This window comes from Bacillus sp. D48C, from assembly GCF_053345735.1.
Window position 1 is genome coordinate 702,389 of record NZ_JBKFAQ010000002.1, and the last position, 22,355, is coordinate 724,743.

The window sequence follows — 22,355 nt, forward strand, 5'->3', positions numbered from 1 at the left end:
AACGCATCAAACTATTTGTAATATGTTTAAGCTAGCTGTTATTACTCCCGCTAATGTCGTTACATGCCCAATAGCTAATGGACCATTTTGTAATGACAAAGTGGAATTTGGAGAAGTAACTTCAATTACCATCGTATTTGAAATCGCTGGTTCTAATATAAAATTACCTTTTGTAACATAAAGAATAAAACTCCCTGCGACTTGCGTTCCGTTTAAAACAAGCCTTACCGAAATCGTTTCATTCCCCAAAATTGCATCCCCTTGAAAATAATAACTTATTAAATATATCCCTGGCGTACTTAACGTTATAGTTGTCGCATTTGTTAAACTAACTCCTGCTCCAAAAATTGTAGAACCAGAATTAATTGGTATTAGCGCATTCGCTGCAATTGTACTCGTTGCAGTGGAAAAGAAATAACCGCCCCCACTAGGTAAACCAGTCGCTCCAGTCGCTCCTGCTATCCCCGAGAAACCTATTGATCCTACATTACCAGTTGCGCCTGTTGGTCCAACCGCTCCATTTTGCCCCTGACTACCTTGCGCTCCAACTGGGCCTATACTACCACTAGCACCTGTCACCCCACTTGCTCCAATTGGGCCTTGCAAACCTTGAATTCCTTGTATACCTTGTATTCCTTGCGGACCCGTTGCACCTATATCGCCTGTCATTCCTGTTATTCCTTGTATTCCCGTAATCCCTTGAACACCTTGCACACCTTGTGGTCCAGTTGACCCGGTTGCTCCAGTAGCTCCAGTTTCACCCGTTGCACCAGTAATTCCAATATTCCCTTGTGGGCCTTGGGGTCCCTGACTACCTTGTGCCCCTTGGACTCCTTGAGGGCCAGTTATACCGACCTCCCCTGTATTTCCTTGGGGACCTCTAATTCCTTGTGCTCCTGTTGGACCGATTATTCCTTGCACTCCTTGTATTCCTTGCACTCCTTGAACTCCTGTTGGACCCGTTATTCCTTGTAATCCTTGAGGACCTTGCAAACCAATAGCTCCAGTCGGACCGATTATTCCTTGCACTCCTTGAAGACCTTGTGCACCTTGTGCACCTGTCAATCCCGTAGTCCCTTGTATCCCTTGAACTCCTTGAGGACCTTGTGCTCCAGCTGCTCCTGTTTCCCCTTGAATTCCTTGTACTCCTTGTATACCTTGCGCTCCAGCTGGACCAGTTGCTCCTCGGATTCCTTGTTCACCTTGAACTCCTTCCGCTCCTGTAACACCAGCTGGACCGGCTATCCCTTGTATTCCCACCATTCCTTGTGCACCTGTTGGGCCTATTACACCTTGAATACCTTGAATACCTTTAGGGCCTTCTGCACCTGTCGGACCAGTTACTCCACGCGTACCTTGTATTCCTTGAGAACCTTCTGCACCCGTTGGACCCGTTATACCTGGGTTACCTTGAGGACCTTGTGCCCCTTGGACTCCAACTGCTCCAACTACACCTTGGGAACCTTGGGCTCCCCTTACACCTTGAGGACCTGTTGGACCTGTTATACCTTGCACTCCTTGCGCTCCAATTGGTCCTATCCCTCCGCTTACACCTGTTGAACCAGTCGCACCCGTTGGACCTGTTGGACCTCCTGGCGGGCCGGGTGGACCTGATGGACCAGTCACTCCACTAGATGGACCAATTGGACCGGTTGTTCCCGTCGGACCACCCGGTGGTCCTTCTGAGCCTTGTGTACCAGTAGGACCAGTTGCTCCTGTTATCCCTCGTACTCCTTTTGCTCCTTGAAAACCTGTGGATCCACTTACTCCTTGTATTCCTTGAACTCCTTGTGGACCTTGAGGGCCTGTTACACCGGTTATTCCCTTTATTCCGCTTATACCTTGAGGACCTTGTATTCCAGTAGAACCAGTTGTTCCTACTACACCTTGTGCCCCTTGATCACCTTGGTGTCCTTGTTCTCCAGTAATTCCTTGTATTCCTTGAGCGCCGTCTTCTCCTTGTATACCAGTAGCCCCTTGCTCTCCTTGTATCCCTTGAACACCTTGAGGACCTTGGGAACCAGTTACCCCTGGAACTCCAGTTCCCCCTCTCTCTCCTTGTATTCCTTGTGCCCCCGTTTGTCCTCGCTCACCTACTTCCCCTTGTATTCCTTGTATGCCCTGTATTCCTTGACTACCAGCAGGACCCGTAGCTCCCTGTGTTCCTTCTAATCCTTGTACTCCAATATCACCAATTGGACCTTGGTTTCCGATTAATCCTTGAGCACCTTGGAGGCCAGTTGGACCAGTTATACCTTGCTCTCCGGTATCACCAACAGCTCCTTGTATTCCCTGCGCTCCTGTTGTCCCTCGCGAACCTTGTATTCCCCTGATACCTTGAGGACCTTGGGGACCAGTTGCTCCCGTCGGTCCAGTCATCCCTGTTGGACCAACAGGACCTTCATGCCCTCCAGTTGGACCTACAGGGCCACTATTACCTGTTGGACCAGTTGCACCTATAAGCGGAAGAGGCAGTGCCACTCCGAATTTTTTGCAATTTTTATGATGACGCACAACAATCCCCCTTCCCTAAAATCATTACACCTTTTATATGAAATGCATTTTTTTTTTAAAAGTACACCTCTGACCTTATTTTTTTAAAAATAAAGAAGCCTATCATTTCAACTATTTGAAACGATAGGCTTCTTTTTATAAAACAATTTATTTCCTCGCCTTAATAATAAAAGTAGTTGGTACCATCCTAGCTTTATATAAAGAATAATATTTCGTAGACGGCTCAGCTAGTTCTCCATCAAACGAGCTCGATGGTTCAGGCTCTTCTATTCTCTCAATTATAAAGCCTGCTCTATTTAACTCATTTATATATGTACTTATTTTTCTCTTATATAATATCGCTTGTACATTTTCTCCTTTAAATGTTTCAAACGTAATGGACGTTTCCTCATGATAAGAAGACTTTATAGCAACTTCTTCTGTACCATACTGTAAGTTTGAATATACTGGGTGCTCCCAACTAAAAATAAAACTTTCTCCTGGCTTTAAATAGGAATATATAAACTCTACTGTTTTTCCTAAATTTGAAGTCCAACCTAATGCATAAATGGAATATATAATATCAAAATACCCTTTCTGAATATCTCCTTCTTCTTCCATTGCTCCGCATATTAACTTTGGATTCCAACGCTTTTACGTTTTATTCGCTGTTTTAATTTGTTCACTTGAAAGATCAAGACCCCATACTTCCTCTGCCCTATGCTCTGCCATATATTGCAACGAATGTCCACTTCCACTTCCACACCCAATATCAAGAACTTTTTTATTTCTAATTGACTCGAACAAATGAATCTCATCTTCAGACGCCGTATACGGACCATATTTCGGTAAACAATCCACTTGAAAGAAATATGGTGCAACTGTATCCCAACACTTTTTGTTTAAAGCTAACATTTGTGTGCCTTCCATAGCATTCCCCCCATCCATTTTTCTTTCTCTAATATTACTTACATATCATAACCAGATCGCCCTTTTCTCTTCGCCCGGTAGTTTTTCACTTTTGCAATCGTCCCGCATGCTCTTCCTCCTTCTTCTCCAGCATACATACCGCACCATCTTTTACTTCCATTTCGCGAATGATCATAAAATACCCAGCGACAATCTGGACATGCTTTTAACCTTCCCCACACATTTTCTTGAATTGACATTAACACAATGCTTAGCACTTTTGTATACACATTCTCTTCATATACTGGTTCATATGTAATACCTTTCATATCTTCCTTTATATGTACATGAAATGGGTATTTCTCTAACCATTTTTGCAATGATTCTTCGCCTTCAATTGTCATCCGAATATCTTCTCGAAAACCTCTTAATTCCTCTATCGTATGAAATGGAAACTCTTCATCAAAATATTCTTTCATAAAGAGCTTTATATCTTCTTTTGTTTGCAGCAAATCAATTGGCTCTCTCGTATCGTTTGGTATTCTCCATGTATTTAAAAATTCCCGAATATATTCTAGTTCATTTGGAGCGTTTTGATTCAATTCGATCCACCTTCTTCTTAAAATTTACTTTTTTCTGACTTTATGTATAATTATAGTATAAAATAGTTAACCATCAAATAATTTTATTGGTTACATAATTAGGGGGATTTCTATGAAAAGTTTCTCAACACCGATACGTTTCATGCTTATTTCTTCATTTTTTATGTCTTTTGGGTATTTTGCAGTATACGCATTTTTAGCTATTTATCTATTAACCTTTCTTCATTTTTCTGCTGTCCAAGTAGGAACAGTGTTGACGGTTATGACAATTACATCACGAGTTATCCCATTATTCTCAGGGTTAATTGCTGACAAAATAGGCTATATCATTATGATGATAGCTGGTTTATTTTTGAGAGGAATCGGATTTATCGCTTTAGGAATATGCTCTGATTTCTATACAATTTCTATTTCTTCTGCACTTATTGGCTTCGGAACTGCATTTTACGAACCTGCCGCTCGCGCTATATTTGGCTCACAGCCAGCTCATTTGAGAAAAAATTTATTTACATATTTAAACCTTAGCTTTAATTGCGGTGCAATAATCGGACCAATTGCAGGAGGGTTCTTACTCTTACTCGATCCACTCTACGCTTTCTCTCTAACAGGATCTCTTATGCTGTTATTTGCTTTTATCTTTTACTTACTTAAAAATCACTTCCATGTCACTACTGAAAACACGTCTATTACATTAGGAATACAGGCCATCTTACAAAACAAGTCTTTCCTTCTGTTTTCCTTTATCATGATTTTCTTCTATATTATGTTTACTCAGCTTACTGTCGCACTTCCACTTCATATGAAAAACATTAGTAATAGCAATCAACTTGCTACACTCGTTATTACGATAAATGCGATAACAGGCGTCATATTTATGGTATTATTCCGAAAATTATTCCACAAATACAACACACTTTCGATTATTAAATACGGTGTTTTATTAATGAGTATTTCCTTTTTACTCATTCCTTTATTTCAACACCCATATTGGCTCTTTATTTGTGTAATTTTATTTACAATCGGTGAAACACTCGTATTACCTAACGCTGATATCGCTATTGCAAATTACAGTAATGAATCATATACAGCCACTTTCTTCGGATTTTATCAACTATCACTCGCATTTGGTTTTATCATCGGTAACTATACCGGGACATCGTTTACATCCAATTTAAACGGAATGTATACACCATGGCTTATTTTCGGCGGAATAGGAGTTATTGGTTTTATTTCACTCCATATTTTAAATATTAAAAAAGGGAGCTCTAAAGAGGATATATACCTATGTAATGAGACGAAACCTCTTTAACACATTACAATTGAGATGGTACCTTTAGACAAGCAACCTATAATAAAAAAATTCGACCATCATACTTGACAGTCGAATCTTTTTATTTTTCATATTCAAGATGATTATGTCTTTTACAACCAAATAAATAGCACCCCCCTAAATGATAAGTTTCAAATTCTAACCCTGGAACATATCCAGATTTGATACGTTCTATCATTGTTTTATAACAATTATTCTCTTCTGTATATTCCTCAATTAACTCTTTCTTATCTTTTTCTGTCCAGTTTTCTTCTACTTCTTCATTCTGAACATCTTCTATTTCTGATGTTTTCGCTTCGATAGATTCCTGTATAACTTCATTTATACGGGAGAAATTATTAGCTTTATATAGAGCATATACAAACCTACCAATCCAGTTAGGACTTTTCCAAACTTCTTTGTATCCCTTTTCGAACCATTCAATTGCTTCGTTATAGCAATTCAACTCAACATATAAATCTGCTACATGAATTTCTCCTAAAAAGTTATCAGATTTCCTGTTAAAAGCATCTAACTTCTCTTTCGCTTCTGTCGTTCGCCCTAAATCAATTAAGCATTTTACATAGCTATACATTATATAGTCCGAATCCCCTGCAACTCGCAAAAAAAATTCTGAAGCTTTTTCTAACTCTCCAAGGTTATAATGCGCTACAGCTACATTGTGAAATGCTTCATCCGATGGTTGCATCGAAATAGATTTTTGCAATACTTCTTTCGCTTCTTCCCATTTTTCTTGTTTCGTGTAAATTTCCCCTAAGATGTTATAAGGAAAGTATGAAGAAGGATTCAACTTAACAACTTCTCTTATTAATTCAAGAGCTTTATCATCATTCTCTTCCTCATAAAAGTACATCCAAGCCAGATTATTGAGAGATTGTACGTCTCTAGATTCATGTACTGCTTGTTGAAACAGTTCCATTGCTTCCTCATATTTATTTTGTTCAAACATTTCAATTGCCTTCTCATTAATGTTCAAATAACTACCTCCGAAGTAAATGAATTCATCTATTCCCTATCATTATTGTAAAATGTAAAAATTATAATTTCTATAAAAAAATTTCTTTCTCTCGTCTACATTTCGATTGAAATAGAAGCTAAAACACACGAATTTACAACAATCAGTAAATTTTTTAATCTCCCTTAAATTGGATATACATCCTGTTTTAATTTACATATTATGGTACAATTAAAAGGGTACTAACTAAACATTTACGCTCCACACTAGTAATCTAGCAATACCAAAATCAAAATTCACATGGAATTGAGGGATGTTATGAAACAGAAATTAGCTGTTCTTCTATTCACCGGAATCATATTATCCGGATGTTCAGCTATTGCAGGAAATTCTTTAGAAACTGGAAACGGCAGTATGGAATTATTAACACCAACCATTACAACAAAAGATAATGAATTAGAAATTAAGACCGAGGGCATTGATGAAAATAAAGTGACCTTTATTTATGTTGCTAATAAAAAAGTATTGGAACAAAAAATTAATAATGGTGAATCCTACAAGCTTAACATTAAAGATATCGAACACGCTCATAGGACGGACTACAAGCCAAAAGTTCAACTTTTGCAAACAAAAGATGATGATAAAGATGGAGAAATGGTAACCTTTAAACAAGTTAGGTATACAGTTAAAAAAAATTAATTTTATAGGCATTTCATTATAAATGTAACGAACGAAAATTTACTTTTAACAGTGGGTAAATATAAGGGGTGCTAGCATGAAAAGAAGATGGATTTATTGGTGGATTGGTAACATATTTTGGATTATAGCTTTCGGGATATTGACAGCTATCATTTTGCTAAGAGAGGTTGATGGGACCGGTGTTACTCAAACACCTGAGCTGAAATTAATAGCCTTTATCGTTTTATTAATTGCATTTATATTACCAATAATTATTCAAGTTGTATGGTTACTTGTTAATTTAAGAAAGAGTAGAAAAAAATAATACATAAAAAAGAGAGGAATCTTTTTCAAACTTGATTCCTCTCTTTTTATTTTGGGATTATGCCATGCTTTTAAAGCTGCACTACCCCCTTTTCTTTACGATGCATGTTCATCTTTCTTCTTCATTAACGCTCTCTTCTTCATCGCCTTCGTTAAATATCCGCCTTTAAATGAACGGATTTCATAAGAAGACATAAACGCTTTCGGTGCAATTTTATTAATGATTTCTAACAGTTCTTTCTCTCTAGAGCGCTTTGCAACGATATCTAAGCGATAACGTATAGAATTAATTCCTTCGCCTTCAAATACCGTAACACCAAATCCAGAGTGACGTAGTTCATCTACTAATTCATTACAACGGTCTAGTAAACTAACTTGATACGTAATATAACCAATTGCTAATTTATTCTCTATATAACCGCCTAATAAAAGTCCTGTACTAAAGCCAATGACATAGGCAACGATGTTCATCCAATTTGATAAATCTTGAAACACAATACCTAAACTGACAATGTAAATAGCTCCTTCTAACAATCCAACACCAGCAGCGGATCTTGTTTGATTCTTTACAAGCAAAATCGTACGGATTGTTAAAATTGGAACATAAATAATTTGAAGCACAAAAATAAGTAACGCTTGTAACATTGGTATCCACCTCTTTCAAAAAGTCTTTTGTCATAATAACATACATAACCTTTAGAAATCGATGGGTTTTTAAATTTTTTTACATTATTTTTCATACTATTGAAAAACGAAAAAAAGAAGCGTATTATATTTGTCGTAAAATTGATTCCTTTCATTAGCTCACTTAAACACAAAAAAGGAACCCCATTAGGCCCCTTTCATCATAGCTCTATGTTTTTCGAAGCATGTTCCCTTTGCTTCTCTTCCTCTTCCTCTTTCACTAACTGCATATTCGCATAAGCTAAATTTGCAATCATTAAAAAGTGACCACCTAAAATGCCTGTACCAAATGCCCACATTTCCATTTCATGCTCAATTTCATACATGATGATTGCTCCTAAAATGGCAGCTGCAAATCGGTTTAGAACTCCTAACCCAGGAGCCTTTTCCTTCATTACGATACTTTTTCCGAGTTTCTCCACCCTGCGAGCTAATAACCAAAGACAATAGGCGCTTACTGCTAATCCAATACCAAACCCTGTCACTTGTTTTCCAAACGGAGTAATCGTCCACATAAGTAGTAAACCACTAAAGATCACATACAATTGTAATCGATATACACGTAAGGCTTCTTGAATCAAAATATCCGCTCCTAAGTTCTCATTTTTTGTACTTTAGAAGAAAAGCAGCAACTTACACAGTTGCTGCTTTCTCTTCTTCTTGTTCTTGTTCCATCTTACGAATTTCAACACGTTTAATTTGGTAAGCGTCTTTTTCTAACACTTTAAATTCATAACCTTCCGCCTCAACGTGTTGTCCTTCTTCGATTTCATGATTTTGCATCATAATCCATCCACCGATTGTATCCACATCATCTTCTTCGATGTGTAATCCAAATAAATCTTTCACTTCTGAGATAAGCACTTTTCCATCAACAATGATATGTTGCTCGTTCACATGTTGAATTGGTGGTGCTTCATCTTCATCATATTCGTCACGAATTTCGCCGACGATTTCCTCCAAGATATCTTCAAGCGTTACAATTCCGGCTGTTCCTCCGTACTCATCATATAAAACAGCCATCGGAATTCGCTTTTTCTGCATTTGAAGTAATAAATCGTGAATTGGAGTCGTTTCCATCACTTCAATAATCGGACGCATATACGAGCGAATAAATGATAAATCTTTTTGATCCTCGGTCATATATCGAATAAAGAAATCTTTTACGTTGACCATACCGATAATATCATCTTTATCTTCCCCAAAAATCGGATAACGTGTGTATCGCTCATTTTGGATTACTTTCATGTGTTCTTCTACTGAATCTTCCAGGTAGAAACCAATGATTTCTGTTCGCGGTACCATAATCTCTTTCGCAATACGATTATCAAATTCAAAAATGTTATTTACATACTTGTATTCAGCTTGATTAATTTCGCCGCTTTCATAGCTATCTGAAAGGATAAGACGTAATTCTTCTTCTGTATGAGCTACTTCATGTTCTGAAGCTGGCTTTAAACCGAATAAACCAGTTATCACACGAGCTGAACCGTTCAATACCCAAATAAATGGATACATTACTTTATAGAACATCATTAATGGACCTGCCAATAATAACGTTACCCTTTCAGCCTTTTGAATTGCCATCGTTTTCGGAGCTAATTCCCCTACTACAACGTGTAAATACGTCATAATCATAAAAGCAAGACCAAATGTTAATACTGATGAAATAGAAGGATTTAAGTTCCATTTCTCAAATAACGGGTGTAATAACTTTTCGATTGTCGGTTCACCTAACCAACCTAATCCCATAGCTGTAACTGTAATACCTAATTGACAAGCAGATAAATATTCATCTAAATTTGTTGTTACCTTTTTCGCTGCTAAAGCACCGCGTTTTCCTTCCGCAACAAGCTGATCGATACGGCTTGAACGTATCTTTACAATCGCAAACTCTGCTGCTACGAAAAATCCAGTAAATGCGATTAAAATCGCAACCATGACTAAATTAAATATTTCCAATGAATCCCCTTAGTTAAAAAACTAAGGTGTCCACCTCCTGTATACTATAATGTTTTCTTATTTATTTGTTAGAAAACATAGCCCGATACAAAAATTAAAGAGGTCGGATTTCACTTATTCTATAATAATAGAGCAAGTGTCTGTATTAAAGCTGTCGTTTGACCTGATAAAGATTTCGATATTTTTTCACGTTGTGAATCAGTCAATTCATCTAAAAGCGGTTTTAACTCAGTAAGCTCCACTTCTAATCGGTGAATATGGTCTGTCACTTCATTCACTTGTTTCGAAACGTGTTCATTGATACCGAGCAGCTTCTTCTTCTCCTCGATTTTCTCTTTAATCTCACAAAGCGGCATATGCATTTCTTTGCACTTCTCAATAAATTGTAATGTCTCAAATGCTGTTTCGTCGTAATAGCGATAATTAGATTGAGATCGCTCCGCTTTTAAGATACCTAGATTCGTATAATAATCAATCGTTCGTTTCGACACGTGAGCCATGAGAGCCAACTGTCCGATTCGATACACCTTCCCAACGATCTTCCCCCCTTGTTTATATTACTTACATCATACAACACATAAACTGTACAGTCAAACGTGACGGTTTATTATTCACAATTTATACACAACTTCATATATTTTCTTAAACTTATAGAATATGATTCTACTTATATAATTAAATTATTAAATTTCATTAATTACGTGCTAGCCAAATATATTTATGAAATCACCTGTTCTTTTCAAATTTTCTTATTTTAGAACATACCGTTCTATTTCTAAAAAAATAACCCAGTACAATAAACTGAAAATTAAGTTATAATATCATTATAAAATATGAAGGAGGAATGCACTCATGTACTACAACACTTCATTCGAAAACGATCAGCCTGTAGGCCGTCTATAAACTAAGACGGGCATTCATTTAGCACATACACTACGCCTCGTCTTAGGGAACTCATATTACCCTAAAAATAGACGGAGGTACTTTACATGAAACAAACAATTTTAGGAGCTATATATTTATCACTAACAACAAGTATATGGGGTGGTATGTATGTTGTTAGCAAATACATACTCGATTTTATCCCACCACTGACACTCGTTTGGTTACGCTTTATTATCGCTTTTGTTGTTTTGTATTTCATTTTGAAAATAGCTGAGAAAAAGCAAAAGAAAAAAGCAACCATTCGCAAAAAAGATTGGCTATTATTCGCTTGGATTGGATTTATCGGCTATTTCATTTCAATCACATGCCAATTTATCGGAACAAAATTATCCGACGCTCATACAGGCTCGTTAGTTACATCAGCTACACCTGCATTTATGGTTATATTTGCAGCGCTCATTTTGAAAGAAAAACTAACTGCTCGTAGACTTTTATCTACTATAATAGCGACAATCGGTGTCATTATCGTAATCGGATGGGATATTGAAATCGGCTCCTATTTTATCGGAACAATCATTTTAGTTGGAGCCGCTATTACGTGGGCTTTACTATCTATTTATGTAAAAATCGCTTCAATCCAATTTTCATCCTTAGTTATTACAACGTATGCCATATTCTTTTCACTCTTTTTTATTACACCTTTTATGATAGGGGAACTACAAACATCCTCTATCGGAACAGTAAATACGTACGTCATATTAGGCGTATTATACTTAGGAATCGTCTCAACAGCAGGTGCCTTTTTCCTTTGGAATAAAGGATTAGACTTAATGGATGCAAGCATCGGTTCCTTATTTTTCTTCTTCCAACCTATCGTTGGATCATTACTTGGTTGGCTCTTATTAAATGAGACATTAAATAGTAACTTTTTCATTGGTGGTATGCTCATTATATGTAGCGTTTTCATTACTACTTTTGAAAAGAAATAACAAAACAGGCAGAGATTCTTAGTCTCTGCCTGTTCGCATAATTGGATCTTGGTCGTGAAAACCAATACAAATCGGTATATTACTTTGCACTTCACTACGTACACTTATAAAACTACACAGCGTTTTAGCAATTAAATATAAAGTTATACTGATTGCTTTTTCACTTGTATCAAAGCCATTTTCATTATACATATCCGCTAATTCTACAGACCCCGACCCCTCAATATTATATGTCCATTCTGACGCCCAATTATCGTCCTCTTCTTCCATTGAAACATATTCCTCACAAATATAAAGTGAAACTTTAATCAGTGGGGGCGTTCTTCATCCCCACTGATTATTAGTTGAACCAATCGGGCTTTTACGGGCAGTTGACTTCCCACGTAACTTCTTTGCTTTCGCTGAATTTTGAGGTGGGGGTCTTACTGCCCGTTAATGCGGGATAAAACTGACTATTCCACTCGTTATCAAGATCATACTCTAAATAAATCGCCTTTGCTTCTTCATTAGTAGCCATTTCTACAGCTGCATCCAAACCTACTCTAATACTTTCCTTATATGACTCTAAATCAATTGCTTTAATTCGTTCTGCATATTCTGTAGACGCCAACATGCAACAAATATCATAATACTTCGCTTCTATTTGCTCTACTGCTAACGAAAAGGCATCCTCTTGCACCTCTTCTAAATACTGAAATATATCCACACTAAATACTCCTCACTCTTTACGCACTCCAATGCGATGGACGAGACAATAATTTCGGTAATTTCGTATGTTTGTCCCCTCTAGCCGCATTAACTTGAACTTGCGTCAGGAAAATACTATTTGTAAAATCAGTCCCGCGAATATCTGCATCTCGTAAATCTGCTCCGATGAGATCTGCCCCTCGTAAGTCTGCTCCATTTAAGTTTGCCGCAATTAAATATGCTCCTCTTAAATTTGCACCTTGTAAATCTTTCTTTTTCAGATTTGCTCCCATAAGGTCTGCACCGCGGTGTATGATTCGTTTCTTACGCGCAGTATTCATTTCCTTCCATACTAATTCGCTCGTTTCTAAAAGAAGAATGTTTACCTCTGCCCTATGCACTGGAACATTTATTTTCATTAACTCATCTGGATTTAAATTCGAAAGTCGCTCTGTCTCCTCAATTGCGGTCTTCAGCTCTTTATGAATTGGCTGTGTTGCCTTTAAAAGAATCGCTTCATTCAAATACCAAAGCATTTCATGAAGTTGATGCATAACTGGAAAAGCATCATACATTTTTCTCGCATGCTTAGCATCTTTCCGCCAATCAACCCCGTTAAATGTAACTTGAGAAATCTTCTGCCCAGCGCCGAAACATTCAAATACTGTACAACCTTTATAACCTTTTCCTCTAAGATTTTTATGTATACTACATTTAAAATCTGATTGTAAGTTGGAACATGGTTTACCACCATCTTTATTCACTGCAAAATCTACCGATGCTGCGAACGGTAATGCAACGCAACATAGACCGAAGCATTTTTCGCAGTTTGCTTTTAAATGATCATTATGATTAGTCAAAATCTATACCCCCTGTTGTCTTTTGACTATTTCATAATATTCCAACTGTAATAAATAATCAATTTTAAAATAAACCGGCATCTTTCGTTTCAATTCATAACTTTATCATTCGATTTCCTTTCAATTGAAAAGGACTATTTTTATTTAATGAATTATAATTAAATTATAAATTTTCTAACTAAAAGGAGACTTATTATGGCACTACAAATGAAAACAAACTGTCAAATTTGCGATCAATCGCTCGAACAAGATTCTGAAGCATACATTTGTGTATATGAATGTACATTTTGCGCACCATGTACAGAAGAAAGACACAACGTTTGTCCAAACTGCGGCGGCGAATTAGTACGTAGACCGAAAAAGAAACAATAAAAAGCAAAGCGATATCGCTTTGCTTTTTATTGTTTTCTGAGTATATGAAATTATATCGAACACAACTTAAACATTTAAAAACTTCACACAAACAGGCTCTGGCACAGCAACATCAGATTGTAAAAGTGTTAACTTTCCTGTAGATTCATCTCTTGAAAATAGCACAAGATTATGTGACTTTTCATTTGTAGCAACAAGAAACTTTTCAGTGGGATCTAATACAAAGTCCCTCGGCCAATTTCCTTCTGTAGATGTATGTTCAACAAATGTAAGCTGACCTGAATTTTGATCTACGCTATAAATAGCGATACTATTATGACCACGATTACCTGCATATACAAAACGGCCGTCAGAAGAAATATGGATAGCACTTCCTTGACTATTTTCATCAAAGTGTTCTGGAAGAGTAGAAATATACTGTACTTCTGTAAAGGATCCTTCTTCCGAGTTATATGTTAGCGCAATAACCTCTGAACTAAGCTCCGTCATTACATAAGCGTATTTTCCATTTGGATGAAAAGTAATGTGTCTTGGACCACTCCCTGGATTTACAGATAAACTATTCACTTCTGTTAATGTACTATCTTTTATTTCATACGTAATTAACTTATCAATTCCTAAATCAACACCTATCACATATTTTTCATCAGGAGTATATCCCGCGTAATGTGCATGTGGTTTTTCTTGTCTTTCTTTATTTGGACCTGAACCTTCATGCGCCATAATAGATGAAGCAGGATTTACAGTTCCATTTTCTTCATTTATTTCAAAAGACTCAATCGTTCCTTTATGGTAATTTGCTGTAACTACCGTATGATTCCCACTATCAACGCTCACATGACAAGGAGAAGCCCCTTCTACTACTTGTCTGTTTTCTGCCTTTAACTCTCCAGTTTTACTATCAATTGAATAGGCAGCTACACCACCAGATTCTCCTTCCTTAACAACGGAATAGAGATACTCATTATTTCGGTTAATCGTTACATATGTAGGGTTATCCAGCTTAGCGGCAAGTGTTACATTACTAATTTTTTTTGCTTCTGTGTCTAAAGTAATCTTATATATTCCTTCACTATTTTCTTTTGTGTAAGTTCCAACATATCCAATAAACTCTTTGTTATCCTTCATTTTTATAACCCTCTCTCCCTATATTTTTCGTTCATCATACTTCTTAAAATATTTTATGTTGAAAGAGTATCCTAAAAAATCGGAGTACCTCTTTATACGTTACCATATTTTCTTGATAAATAGCTTTTAAACCCACTTTTTTTGGTACGCTGCTATACTTTCATATTCTTCTTCCAATTGACGAGACAGACGAATATAGATTGGTGTTAAATCTTTATATTTTTCCACACTTTCCATGTTTGGCCCATGATGAAAATCTGCCCCTACCATTTCAGAAACTACGCATAATGTATCTATTTCACCTAAACTATATAAACCGAGGATTGCAGCACCTAAGCAAGAGCTTTCGAAACTTTCAGGAACATATACGTCTTGATGGAAAATATCTGCCATCATCTGTCTCCAAAGTTCCGATCTTGCAAAACCGCCTGTCGCTTGAATTTTTTTTGGTTCGCCAATTAGCTCTTTTAAAGCGAGAAGAACGGTATATAAATTATAAATTACTCCTTCTAAAACAGCACGGATAAGATGTTCTTTCTTATGATGCAATCCGAGTCCAAAGAAAGATCCCCGTGCATTTGCATTCCATAAAGGAGCTCTTTCCCCTGCTAAATACGGATGAAACAATAAACCGTCAGATCCAGGATTCACATTTGCTGCTATTTCAGTAAGTACTTCATATGGATCTTTTCCTAAACGCTTCGCAAGTTCAATCTCTGAAGTGCCCAATTGGTCACGAGCCCATCTGAAAATCATACCACCGTTATTAACTGGACCACCGATTACCCAATGGTCTTCAGTTAACGCATAACAAAAAATTCTACCTTTTGGATCTGTTACAGGACGATTTGTTACAGCACGTATCGCACCGCTTGTACCAATTGTAACAGCCACAACGCCAGGGTCTATTGCATTTACACCTAAATTAGATAGTACTCCATCACTCGCTCCTACTACAAAAGGCGTAGAAACAAGTACATTCATCTCTTTGGCAAGCTCTTCATCTAATCCTGTTAAACTGTGCGTTGTTGGAACAAGTTTAGAAAGCTTGTCATCTGTAATTCCCGCAACATGTAAAGCCTCTTCATCCCATTTTAAAGATTTCAAATTAAACATCCCTGTCGCTGATGCTATAGAATAATCAATTACATATTCTTTATATAACTTGTAGAAAACATATTCTTTAATAGAAATGAATTTATAACTTCTTGCGAACAATTCTACCCGCTCATTCTGTAACCAAACTAATTTCGAAAGTGGTGACATCGGATGAATAGGTGTCCCAGTACGTAAATAAATTTCATGACCATTCATATCATTCTTTATTTTCTCCGCCCAGCTTGCACTTCTATTATCTGCCCACGTGATACATTTCGTTAACGGATTTCCATCTTCGTCTACAGCGATAACGCTATGCATTGCCGAACTGAAAGAAACACAGAGAATATCAACCGCTTGTATATTACTTGATTGCACAACTTCTTTAATCGTATGTATCACCGCTTGAAAGATTTCTTCTGGATCTTGTTCTGCTATTTCAGGCGTAGGAGAATATAAAGGATATTCAATTCCATGACTTGCAATAACAGATCCATCAATTGAAAACAAAACCGATTTTGTACTAGTTGTCCCAATATCTACACCGATCATATATTTCGATCTCACTATGTAACCCCTTTCAGAATATCCCATTAAAAAAGAACACTCTCAATTCTTTACTAATTATGCATACATACTTGGGAGCACCATGGTTTATACGAAAAAAGACTCTCCCTTATGAGCATTACGTGCTAACTAACTTTACTCTCATAAGGGGGCCTTTTCATATCTATTGTACTAATTTGAAAATGAATCGTTTCTATATGATATTGCTGTTTTCACGTAATAAGATGTCAAAATCAAGATTAAGTTTATAGGATGAAGTCACATAGAGATTGACCCTCTCGTAAAAAAGCAATTAGTGAACATTTCACTTCATTATAATTTAGGCGCTTTCGCCCAATCAGCAGCAAATTTCTCAATACCTTGGTCTGTTAATGGGTGCATAGCAAGTTGTTCAATTACTTTATAAGGAATTGTTGCAATGTGAGCACCTGCCATCGCTACACGAGTTACATGATCTGGATGTCTAACAGAAGCCGCAATAATTTGTGTATCTAGTTGATGAACATCGAATAATTCAGCAATTTTAGCAACTAATAATACGCCATCTTCAGAAATATCATCTAAGCGTCCTAAAAATGGAGAAACGTACGTTGCACCTGCTCGAGCAGCTAAAAGTGCTTGGTTCACCGTGAAAATAAGTGTAACATTCGTTTTCACACCTTTTTCAGTAAGGTAGCGACAAGCTTCTAATCCAGCTAACGTCATCGGAAGTTTAATTGTAACTTTTTCATCGCCACCGTTAATTTTAATCAGTTCTTCTGCTTGGGCGATCATCTCTTCAGCTGTAACAGCATCTGGCGTTACTTCTGCCGAAACAGATTCAACTTTAGGAACTGCCTGACAAATTTCTGCAATACGGTCTTCAAATTTAATGCCCTCTTTTGCTACTAAAGAAGGATTCGTTGTAACACCAGCTAAAACTCCAAGTTTATATGCTTTTTTTATGTCCTCAAGATTTGCAGTATCAATAAAAAATTTCATGATTAATTCCCTCCAGTTTTTAAACGTTGATGAGTTACATGTTTAATATGCTTATCCCGTAAAAGCCCGATTGGTGTGGAATGAAGCCCCTACTTATTAAAGTTTCACTTTATTTCTTTTCTACTGCATGTCCGCCAAATTCATTGCGCAGAGCTGCTACAACTTTTCCTGTAAATGTATCATTGTCTAATGAGCGGTAGCGCATTAATAGAGACATTGCGATAACAGGAGTTGCTGTTTGAAGGTCTAATGCTGTTTCTACTGTCCATTTTCCTTCACCAGAAGAATGCATAACACCCTTAATCTCATCCAATTTTGCATCTTTAGAAAATGCATTTTCTGTTAATTCCATTAACCAAGAACGAATGACTGAACCGTTGTTCCATACTCTTGATACTTTTTCATAATCGTAGTCAAATTCACTTTTCTCTAGAATCTCAAATCCTTCACCAATAGCAGCCATCATACCGTATTCAATTCCGTTATGAACCATTTTTAAGAAGTGACCACTACCAGCTTTTCCAGCATATAAGAATCCATTTTCTACAGCAGTATCGCGGAAGATAGGTTCAACGATGTCCCAAGCTTCTTGATCTCCTCCGATCATGTAACAAGCACCATTACGAGCGCCTTCCATTCCGCCAGAAGTTCCTGCATCCATAAAGTGAATGCCATCTTTCTTTAATTGCTCATATCGGCGGATAGACTCTTTATAATGTGAATTACCAGCTTCAATTAAAATATCTCCTTTTGATAAAAGTGGTGTAACCTCATCAATAACAGAATCAACAACAGCGTGTGGTACCATTACCCAAAGAATTCTTGGTGATTGTAATGACTGAACAAGTTCACTTAAACTAGATGTACCCGTTGCCCCGTACTCTTTCATTTCTTCTACTGCGCTCGTATTTAAATCAAATGCTACTACTTCATGTTTATGATCCATTAAATTTTTCCCTAAATTTAATCCCATTTTACCTAACCCAATTAATCCTACTTGCATAATATAATTCCTCCTCAAATCATCTTTTATTAAAAATCCATATCACTACAATCTGGAATACCTTTCAGCACTGAAATGTTAGTATGTACAGAAAGGTATTCACAGTCATAGCTTAAGAATTCAACACATTTTTTGTAATTTGAACAACATTTTCTGTCGTAAATCCAAATAGATTCATGACTTCAGCTCCAGTTCCTGAAGCTCCAAATGTTTCAATTGATAGTACTTTTCCTTCTTGTCCTACATAACGTTCCCAACCTAGAGATACACCCATCTCAAGAGATACTCGTTTCGTTACAGAAGACGGAAGAACGGATTCTTTATATTCGTTCGATTGGCGATCGAATAACTCCCAGCTCGGCATTGCAACGATGCGAACAGAAACTTGTTCTTCTTCTAATTTTGCTTTCGCACTAGCAGCTAAGGATACTTCAGAACCTGTCGCAATTAAAATTACATCCGGATTTTCATTTGTTTGTGTTAATACGTAAGCTCCTTTAGAGAGATTCTCTATGTTCGCTTTCGTTTCATTAAACACCGGTAAATTTTGACGGCTCAGTACTAAAACGACTGGACCATCCGTTTGCTGTAAAGCATACGCCCAAGCACTTGCTGTTTCATTTGCATCTGACGGACGGATAACTGTTAGACCAGGAATTGCTCGAAGCGCTGCCAATTGTTCAATTGGTTCATGCGTTGGGCCATCTTCTCCTACAGCAATCGAATCATGTGTAAATACGTAAGTAACAGGTAACTTTTGCAGTGCAGCCAGTCGAATCGATGGACGAAGGTAATCATTAAATACAAAGAATGTACTTACGAAAGGTTTTACTCCTCCATGGAGAGCCAGTCCATTCGCTGCCGCGCCCATTGCATGTTCACGTACACCGAAGTATATATTTCGTCCAGCATATGATTCTACTGCATATACTGCTTCACCTTTTATATCTGTCATCGTAGAATGAGAAAGATCCGCACTTCCACCGAAAATAGAAGGAATCGATTTCACATAATGATTAATAGCTTCCCCACTTGCAACACGAGTGGAAATTGTTTTTTCAGTATCAAAAGATAGAATGTCTTTCGCTTCAATTAAAACCTCACCTGTAATCGCTTTTTCTAATTCATCTGCTAGTGCAGGGTTTGACTCTCTGTATACGTTAAATTGCTCATTCCATTCGTTCTCTTTTTCAATACCTTTTTGTTTCAGTTCATTAAAATGAGCTGTTACTTCTTCAGGCACAAAGAAGTCTTCCTCATAGTGCCAACCATACACTTGTTTTGTCGCTGTCGCTTCTTCTACTCCAAGCGGATTACCATGTGCTTTATTCGTTCCAGCAACTTTTGGACTTCCATAACCTATAATGGTTCTAATTTCTATAAGAGTAGGTTGATCCGTATTTTCTTTCGCTAATGTAATGGCTTTTGTAATAGCATCGACATCGGTTCCATCTTCAACTCTTACATATTGCCAATGTACAGATTCTGCCCTTTTCTGAATATCTTCAGAGAAAGCAATGCCTAATTCACCATCAAGTGAAATTTCATTTGAATCATACAGTACAATTAACTTGCCAAGTTTCATATGTCCTGCCATTGACATCGCTTCATAAGCGACACCCTCCATTAAGTCACCATCTCCGACTAAAGCATACGTATTGTGATCTATAATAGAGTGACCATCCTTATTAAACTTCGCTGCTAAATGAGCTTCTGCCATTGCCATTCCGACAGCATTAGCAATCCCTTGTCCTAACGGGCCTGTAGTCGCTTCAACTCCAGGAGTATGCCCAAACTCAGGATGTCCTGGTGTTTTACTATTTAACTTTCTGAAGTTTTTCAAGTCATCAATTGAAACGTCATATCCAGCTAAATGAAGTAGGCTATATAACAGACTAGATCCATGTCCTGCCGATAAAACGAAACGATCACGGTTAAACCATTCTGGGTGATTAGGATTGTAATTTAAATGATTCGCCCATAATGCATATGCCATTGGTGCTGCTCCCATCGGAAGACCTGGATGACCTGAGTTTGCCGCATTAATAGCATCAATCGATAACGTACGAAGTGTATTCACTGCTAATTGATTTATGTTTTGTGCCATAGTAATCGTCCCCCTAAATGCTTTCATGAAAGAAAGTACTTATTTTTCCGTCTCTTGATCTAACCACCATTTAAATCCACTTTCTTGCAACAGTTCATTAGACGCTTCTGGACCATATGAACCAGACTCATATTCATGAAGCGGTAATAAGTTTTCCTCGAACGCTTCAAGAATTGGTTGTACCCATTCCCATGACAATTCAACTTCTCTCCAATGTGCAAAGAATGTAGCGTCTCCACTCACCGCATCATGAATGAGTCTTTCATACGCTTCAGGTACTCCCACATCCACTTGCTCGCAAGTAAAGTTAATACGCATCGGTTCAATCTCTCCATTTTTCAATGGATTTTTACTATTTAACTGTAATGAAACATTCTCACCTGGGCTAATTTCAATTATTAATAAGTTAGGTGCTGCATTTGGATTATTATCTTGATATTGCTGTTTTAACGTATTTTTAAATTCAATTACAATACGAGTAGACTTTTCTTTCATTCGTTTTCCTGTTCGTATATAGAAGGGAACGCCAGTCCAAAATGGATTATCGATCCACAAACGAGCAGCAACAAATGTGTCTATGTTAGAAGAAGGATTTACTCCTGGCTCCTCTTTATACGCTACAACTTGCCCGCCTTTTATCTCTCCTGAAGAGTATTGACCGCGAATGATATGGCTTTGAACGTCTTCTTTTTTCACTTTACGAAGCGTCTCCATTACTTTTCGTTTTTCCTCTCGAATTTCACACGCATTAACCTTTTCCGGCAGATTCATAGCAGTCATCATTAATATTTGTAACATATGATTTTGAACCATATCTCGAATGGCTCCTGCATGATCATAATATCCGGCTCTTTCTTCAACCCCAACTGTTTCACTAGCTGTAATTTGTACATTTGCTATATGTTCTTTGTTCCAAATCGATTGGAGAACAGGATTTGCAAATTCTAGTGCTTCAAGGTTTTGAATCATCGGTTTACCTAAATAGTGATCAATACGGTATATCTCGTCTTCTTCAAACGTGCGACTAAGCTTATCATTAAGCTCACGAGCAGATGTAAGGTCGTGCCCAAACGGTTTCTCAATCATCAGGCGTTTCCATCCATCTGTTTTATCGAGTCCGCTTTCCTTAATATTTAAAGCAATGGTCTCGAAAAATTCAGGAGCAACTGAAAGATAGAACATTCTATTACCTTTTATATGTAGTTCCTCTTCCCTTTCACGAACGACTTGTAATAACCTCTCATAGTCTTCCGGTTTACTCACATCTAATGGACAATAGCGAAAATTATCTAAAAAACCTTCGAGTTCCGGAGTACCTTCTTCCCTCTGACGAGAAAACGTCTCTATTGATTCTTTTATTCTTTTTTGAAAATCTATATGAGACACTTCACGTCTTCCAAGCCCGATAACAGATATTTGCTTTGGAAGCTTTTGATCTCTATATAAGTTATATAGCGCGGGGTAAATTTTGCGTTTTGCTAAGTCCCCTGTCGCTCCAAATAAAACAAAGGTCATTGATTCCAAGTTCAGTCCCCCTCGTGATGTATAGTCATTGTCACTATAGTAAAAATGCATTGTACAGAAGCTACTATCATTGTTGATTCACTCTTGCTTCTTAACTTCAAATTTTTTATATTTGTCGCTTTCTCATTGTCCCCAATATTAATAGTGGCAATTCAAAGCATTTTTACCACATACTACTTAATTACTATAACTTATATAAAATAATTTAATTATTAAA

Annotated in this window: 19 protein-coding genes and 2 pseudogenes; 5 read left to right on the plus strand and 16 right to left on the minus strand. The window is 37.1% G+C overall.

What is annotated here, in order from left to right; genetic code table 11:
- Positions 1-6 precede the first annotated feature (6 nt).
- From ACLBXA_RS08670 to ACLBXA_RS08680, 3 genes and pseudogenes are all read right to left on the minus strand, one after another.
- Entirely contained in the window at positions 7-2,514 is a 2,508-nt protein-coding gene (locus tag ACLBXA_RS08670; RefSeq protein ID WP_447617171.1) for a collagen-like protein, read from the minus strand.
- A 147-nt stretch (positions 2,515-2,661) separates the two neighbouring features.
- Positions 2,662-3,423 (minus strand): annotated as a pseudogene (locus ACLBXA_RS08675) (class I SAM-dependent methyltransferase).
- Positions 3,424-3,461: 38 nt separating this feature from the next.
- The gene (locus tag ACLBXA_RS08680) at positions 3,462-4,004 is read right to left on the minus strand and encodes a CGNR zinc finger domain-containing protein (protein ID WP_001072943.1); all 543 of its coding nucleotides are present in this window, start codon (positions 4,002-4,004) and stop codon (positions 3,462-3,464) included.
- A gap of 112 nt (positions 4,005-4,116) precedes the next feature.
- On the opposite strand from ACLBXA_RS08680, the gene ACLBXA_RS08685 reads away from it, so the two are divergent.
- Positions 4,117-5,313: an MDR family MFS transporter gene (locus tag ACLBXA_RS08685; RefSeq protein WP_000834868.1), complete on the plus strand. Its 1,197-nt coding sequence runs from the start codon at positions 4,117-4,119 to the stop codon at positions 5,311-5,313.
- Between the two features lie 82 nt (positions 5,314-5,395).
- On the opposite strand, the gene ACLBXA_RS08690 is transcribed toward ACLBXA_RS08685, so the two are convergent.
- Entirely contained in the window at positions 5,396-6,310 is a 915-nt protein-coding gene (locus ACLBXA_RS08690; RefSeq protein ID WP_001024467.1) for a tetratricopeptide repeat protein, read from the minus strand.
- Between the two features lie 297 nt (positions 6,311-6,607).
- On the opposite strand from ACLBXA_RS08690, the gene ACLBXA_RS08695 reads away from it, so the two are divergent.
- Together ACLBXA_RS08695 and ACLBXA_RS08700 are read left to right on the plus strand one after the other, a co-directional pair.
- Entirely contained in the window at positions 6,608-6,988 is a 381-nt protein-coding gene (locus tag ACLBXA_RS08695; RefSeq protein WP_000810640.1) for a hypothetical protein, read from the plus strand.
- Between the two features lie 76 nt (positions 6,989-7,064).
- Positions 7,065-7,292 carry a DUF3923 family protein gene (locus tag ACLBXA_RS08700; RefSeq protein ID WP_000830329.1) on the plus strand — a complete coding sequence of 76 codons (228 nt, stop codon included), beginning with the start codon at positions 7,065-7,067 and terminating at the stop codon, positions 7,290-7,292.
- A gap of 95 nt (positions 7,293-7,387) precedes the next feature.
- Here the strand turns inward: ACLBXA_RS08700 and ACLBXA_RS08705 are convergent, their stop codons facing one another.
- The 4 genes from ACLBXA_RS08705 to ACLBXA_RS08720 form a co-directional block, all read right to left on the minus strand.
- Positions 7,388-7,936, minus strand: coding sequence for a DUF2179 domain-containing protein (locus ACLBXA_RS08705; RefSeq protein ID WP_000938443.1), 549 nt, complete (start codon positions 7,934-7,936; stop codon positions 7,388-7,390).
- A gap of 200 nt (positions 7,937-8,136) precedes the next feature.
- The gene (locus ACLBXA_RS08710; protein ID WP_000613871.1) at positions 8,137-8,556 is read right to left on the minus strand and encodes an ATP synthase subunit I; all 420 of its coding nucleotides are present in this window, start codon (positions 8,554-8,556) and stop codon (positions 8,137-8,139) included.
- Between the two features lie 52 nt (positions 8,557-8,608).
- Complete coding sequence (locus tag ACLBXA_RS08715) at positions 8,609-9,937, minus strand: hemolysin family protein (protein WP_000402254.1); 1,329 nt, start codon at positions 9,935-9,937, stop codon at positions 8,609-8,611.
- Between the two features lie 119 nt (positions 9,938-10,056).
- The gene (locus ACLBXA_RS08720; protein ID WP_000285639.1) at positions 10,057-10,464 is read right to left on the minus strand and encodes a MerR family transcriptional regulator; all 408 of its coding nucleotides are present in this window, start codon (positions 10,462-10,464) and stop codon (positions 10,057-10,059) included.
- Between the two features lie 462 nt (positions 10,465-10,926).
- Here ACLBXA_RS08720 and ACLBXA_RS08725 point away from each other — a divergent pair, with 462 nt between their 5' ends.
- A complete protein-coding gene (locus ACLBXA_RS08725; protein WP_447617172.1) occupies positions 10,927-11,811 on the plus strand; it encodes a DMT family transporter in 885 nt (294 codons plus the stop codon).
- An 18-nt stretch (positions 11,812-11,829) separates the two neighbouring features.
- Here the strand turns inward: ACLBXA_RS08725 and ACLBXA_RS08730 are convergent.
- Positions 11,830-12,517, minus strand: a pseudogene (locus ACLBXA_RS08730) (hypothetical protein).
- Between the two features lie 19 nt (positions 12,518-12,536).
- Positions 12,537-13,358, minus strand: a complete 822-nt coding sequence (locus ACLBXA_RS08735; protein WP_000181441.1) for a pentapeptide repeat-containing protein — start codon at positions 13,356-13,358, stop codon at positions 12,537-12,539.
- Positions 13,359-13,553: 195 nt separating this feature from the next.
- On the opposite strand from ACLBXA_RS08735, the gene ACLBXA_RS08740 reads away from it, so the two are divergent.
- Entirely contained in the window at positions 13,554-13,730 is a 177-nt protein-coding gene (locus ACLBXA_RS08740; protein ID WP_001207874.1) for a DUF1272 domain-containing protein, read from the plus strand.
- A 66-nt stretch (positions 13,731-13,796) separates the two neighbouring features.
- Here the strand turns inward: ACLBXA_RS08740 and ACLBXA_RS08745 are convergent, their stop codons facing one another.
- The 6 genes from ACLBXA_RS08745 to zwf form a co-directional block, all read right to left on the minus strand.
- Positions 13,797-14,858 carry a lactonase family protein gene (locus ACLBXA_RS08745; RefSeq protein ID WP_000654322.1) on the minus strand — a complete coding sequence of 354 codons (1,062 nt, stop codon included), beginning with the start codon at positions 14,856-14,858 and terminating at the stop codon, positions 13,797-13,799.
- Positions 14,859-14,984: 126 nt separating this feature from the next.
- A complete protein-coding gene (gene gntK, locus ACLBXA_RS08750) occupies positions 14,985-16,508 on the minus strand; it encodes a gluconokinase (protein WP_003309728.1) in 1,524 nt (507 codons plus the stop codon).
- A gap of 327 nt (positions 16,509-16,835) precedes the next feature.
- The gene (fsa, locus tag ACLBXA_RS08755; protein WP_000667676.1) at positions 16,836-17,504 is read right to left on the minus strand and encodes a fructose-6-phosphate aldolase; all 669 of its coding nucleotides are present in this window, start codon (positions 17,502-17,504) and stop codon (positions 16,836-16,838) included.
- Between the two features lie 109 nt (positions 17,505-17,613).
- Entirely contained in the window at positions 17,614-18,507 is an 894-nt protein-coding gene (gene gnd, locus ACLBXA_RS08760) for a phosphogluconate dehydrogenase (NAD(+)-dependent, decarboxylating) (RefSeq protein WP_001195925.1), read from the minus strand.
- Between the two features lie 112 nt (positions 18,508-18,619).
- On the minus strand, positions 18,620-20,614 hold the full coding sequence (gene tkt, locus ACLBXA_RS08765; RefSeq protein ID WP_000068270.1) for a transketolase: 1,995 nt from the start codon (positions 20,612-20,614) through the stop codon (positions 18,620-18,622).
- Between the two features lie 39 nt (positions 20,615-20,653).
- Positions 20,654-22,138, minus strand: a complete 1,485-nt coding sequence (gene zwf, locus ACLBXA_RS08770; protein ID WP_000445329.1) for a glucose-6-phosphate dehydrogenase — start codon at positions 22,136-22,138, stop codon at positions 20,654-20,656.
- Positions 22,139-22,355 lie beyond the last annotated feature (217 nt).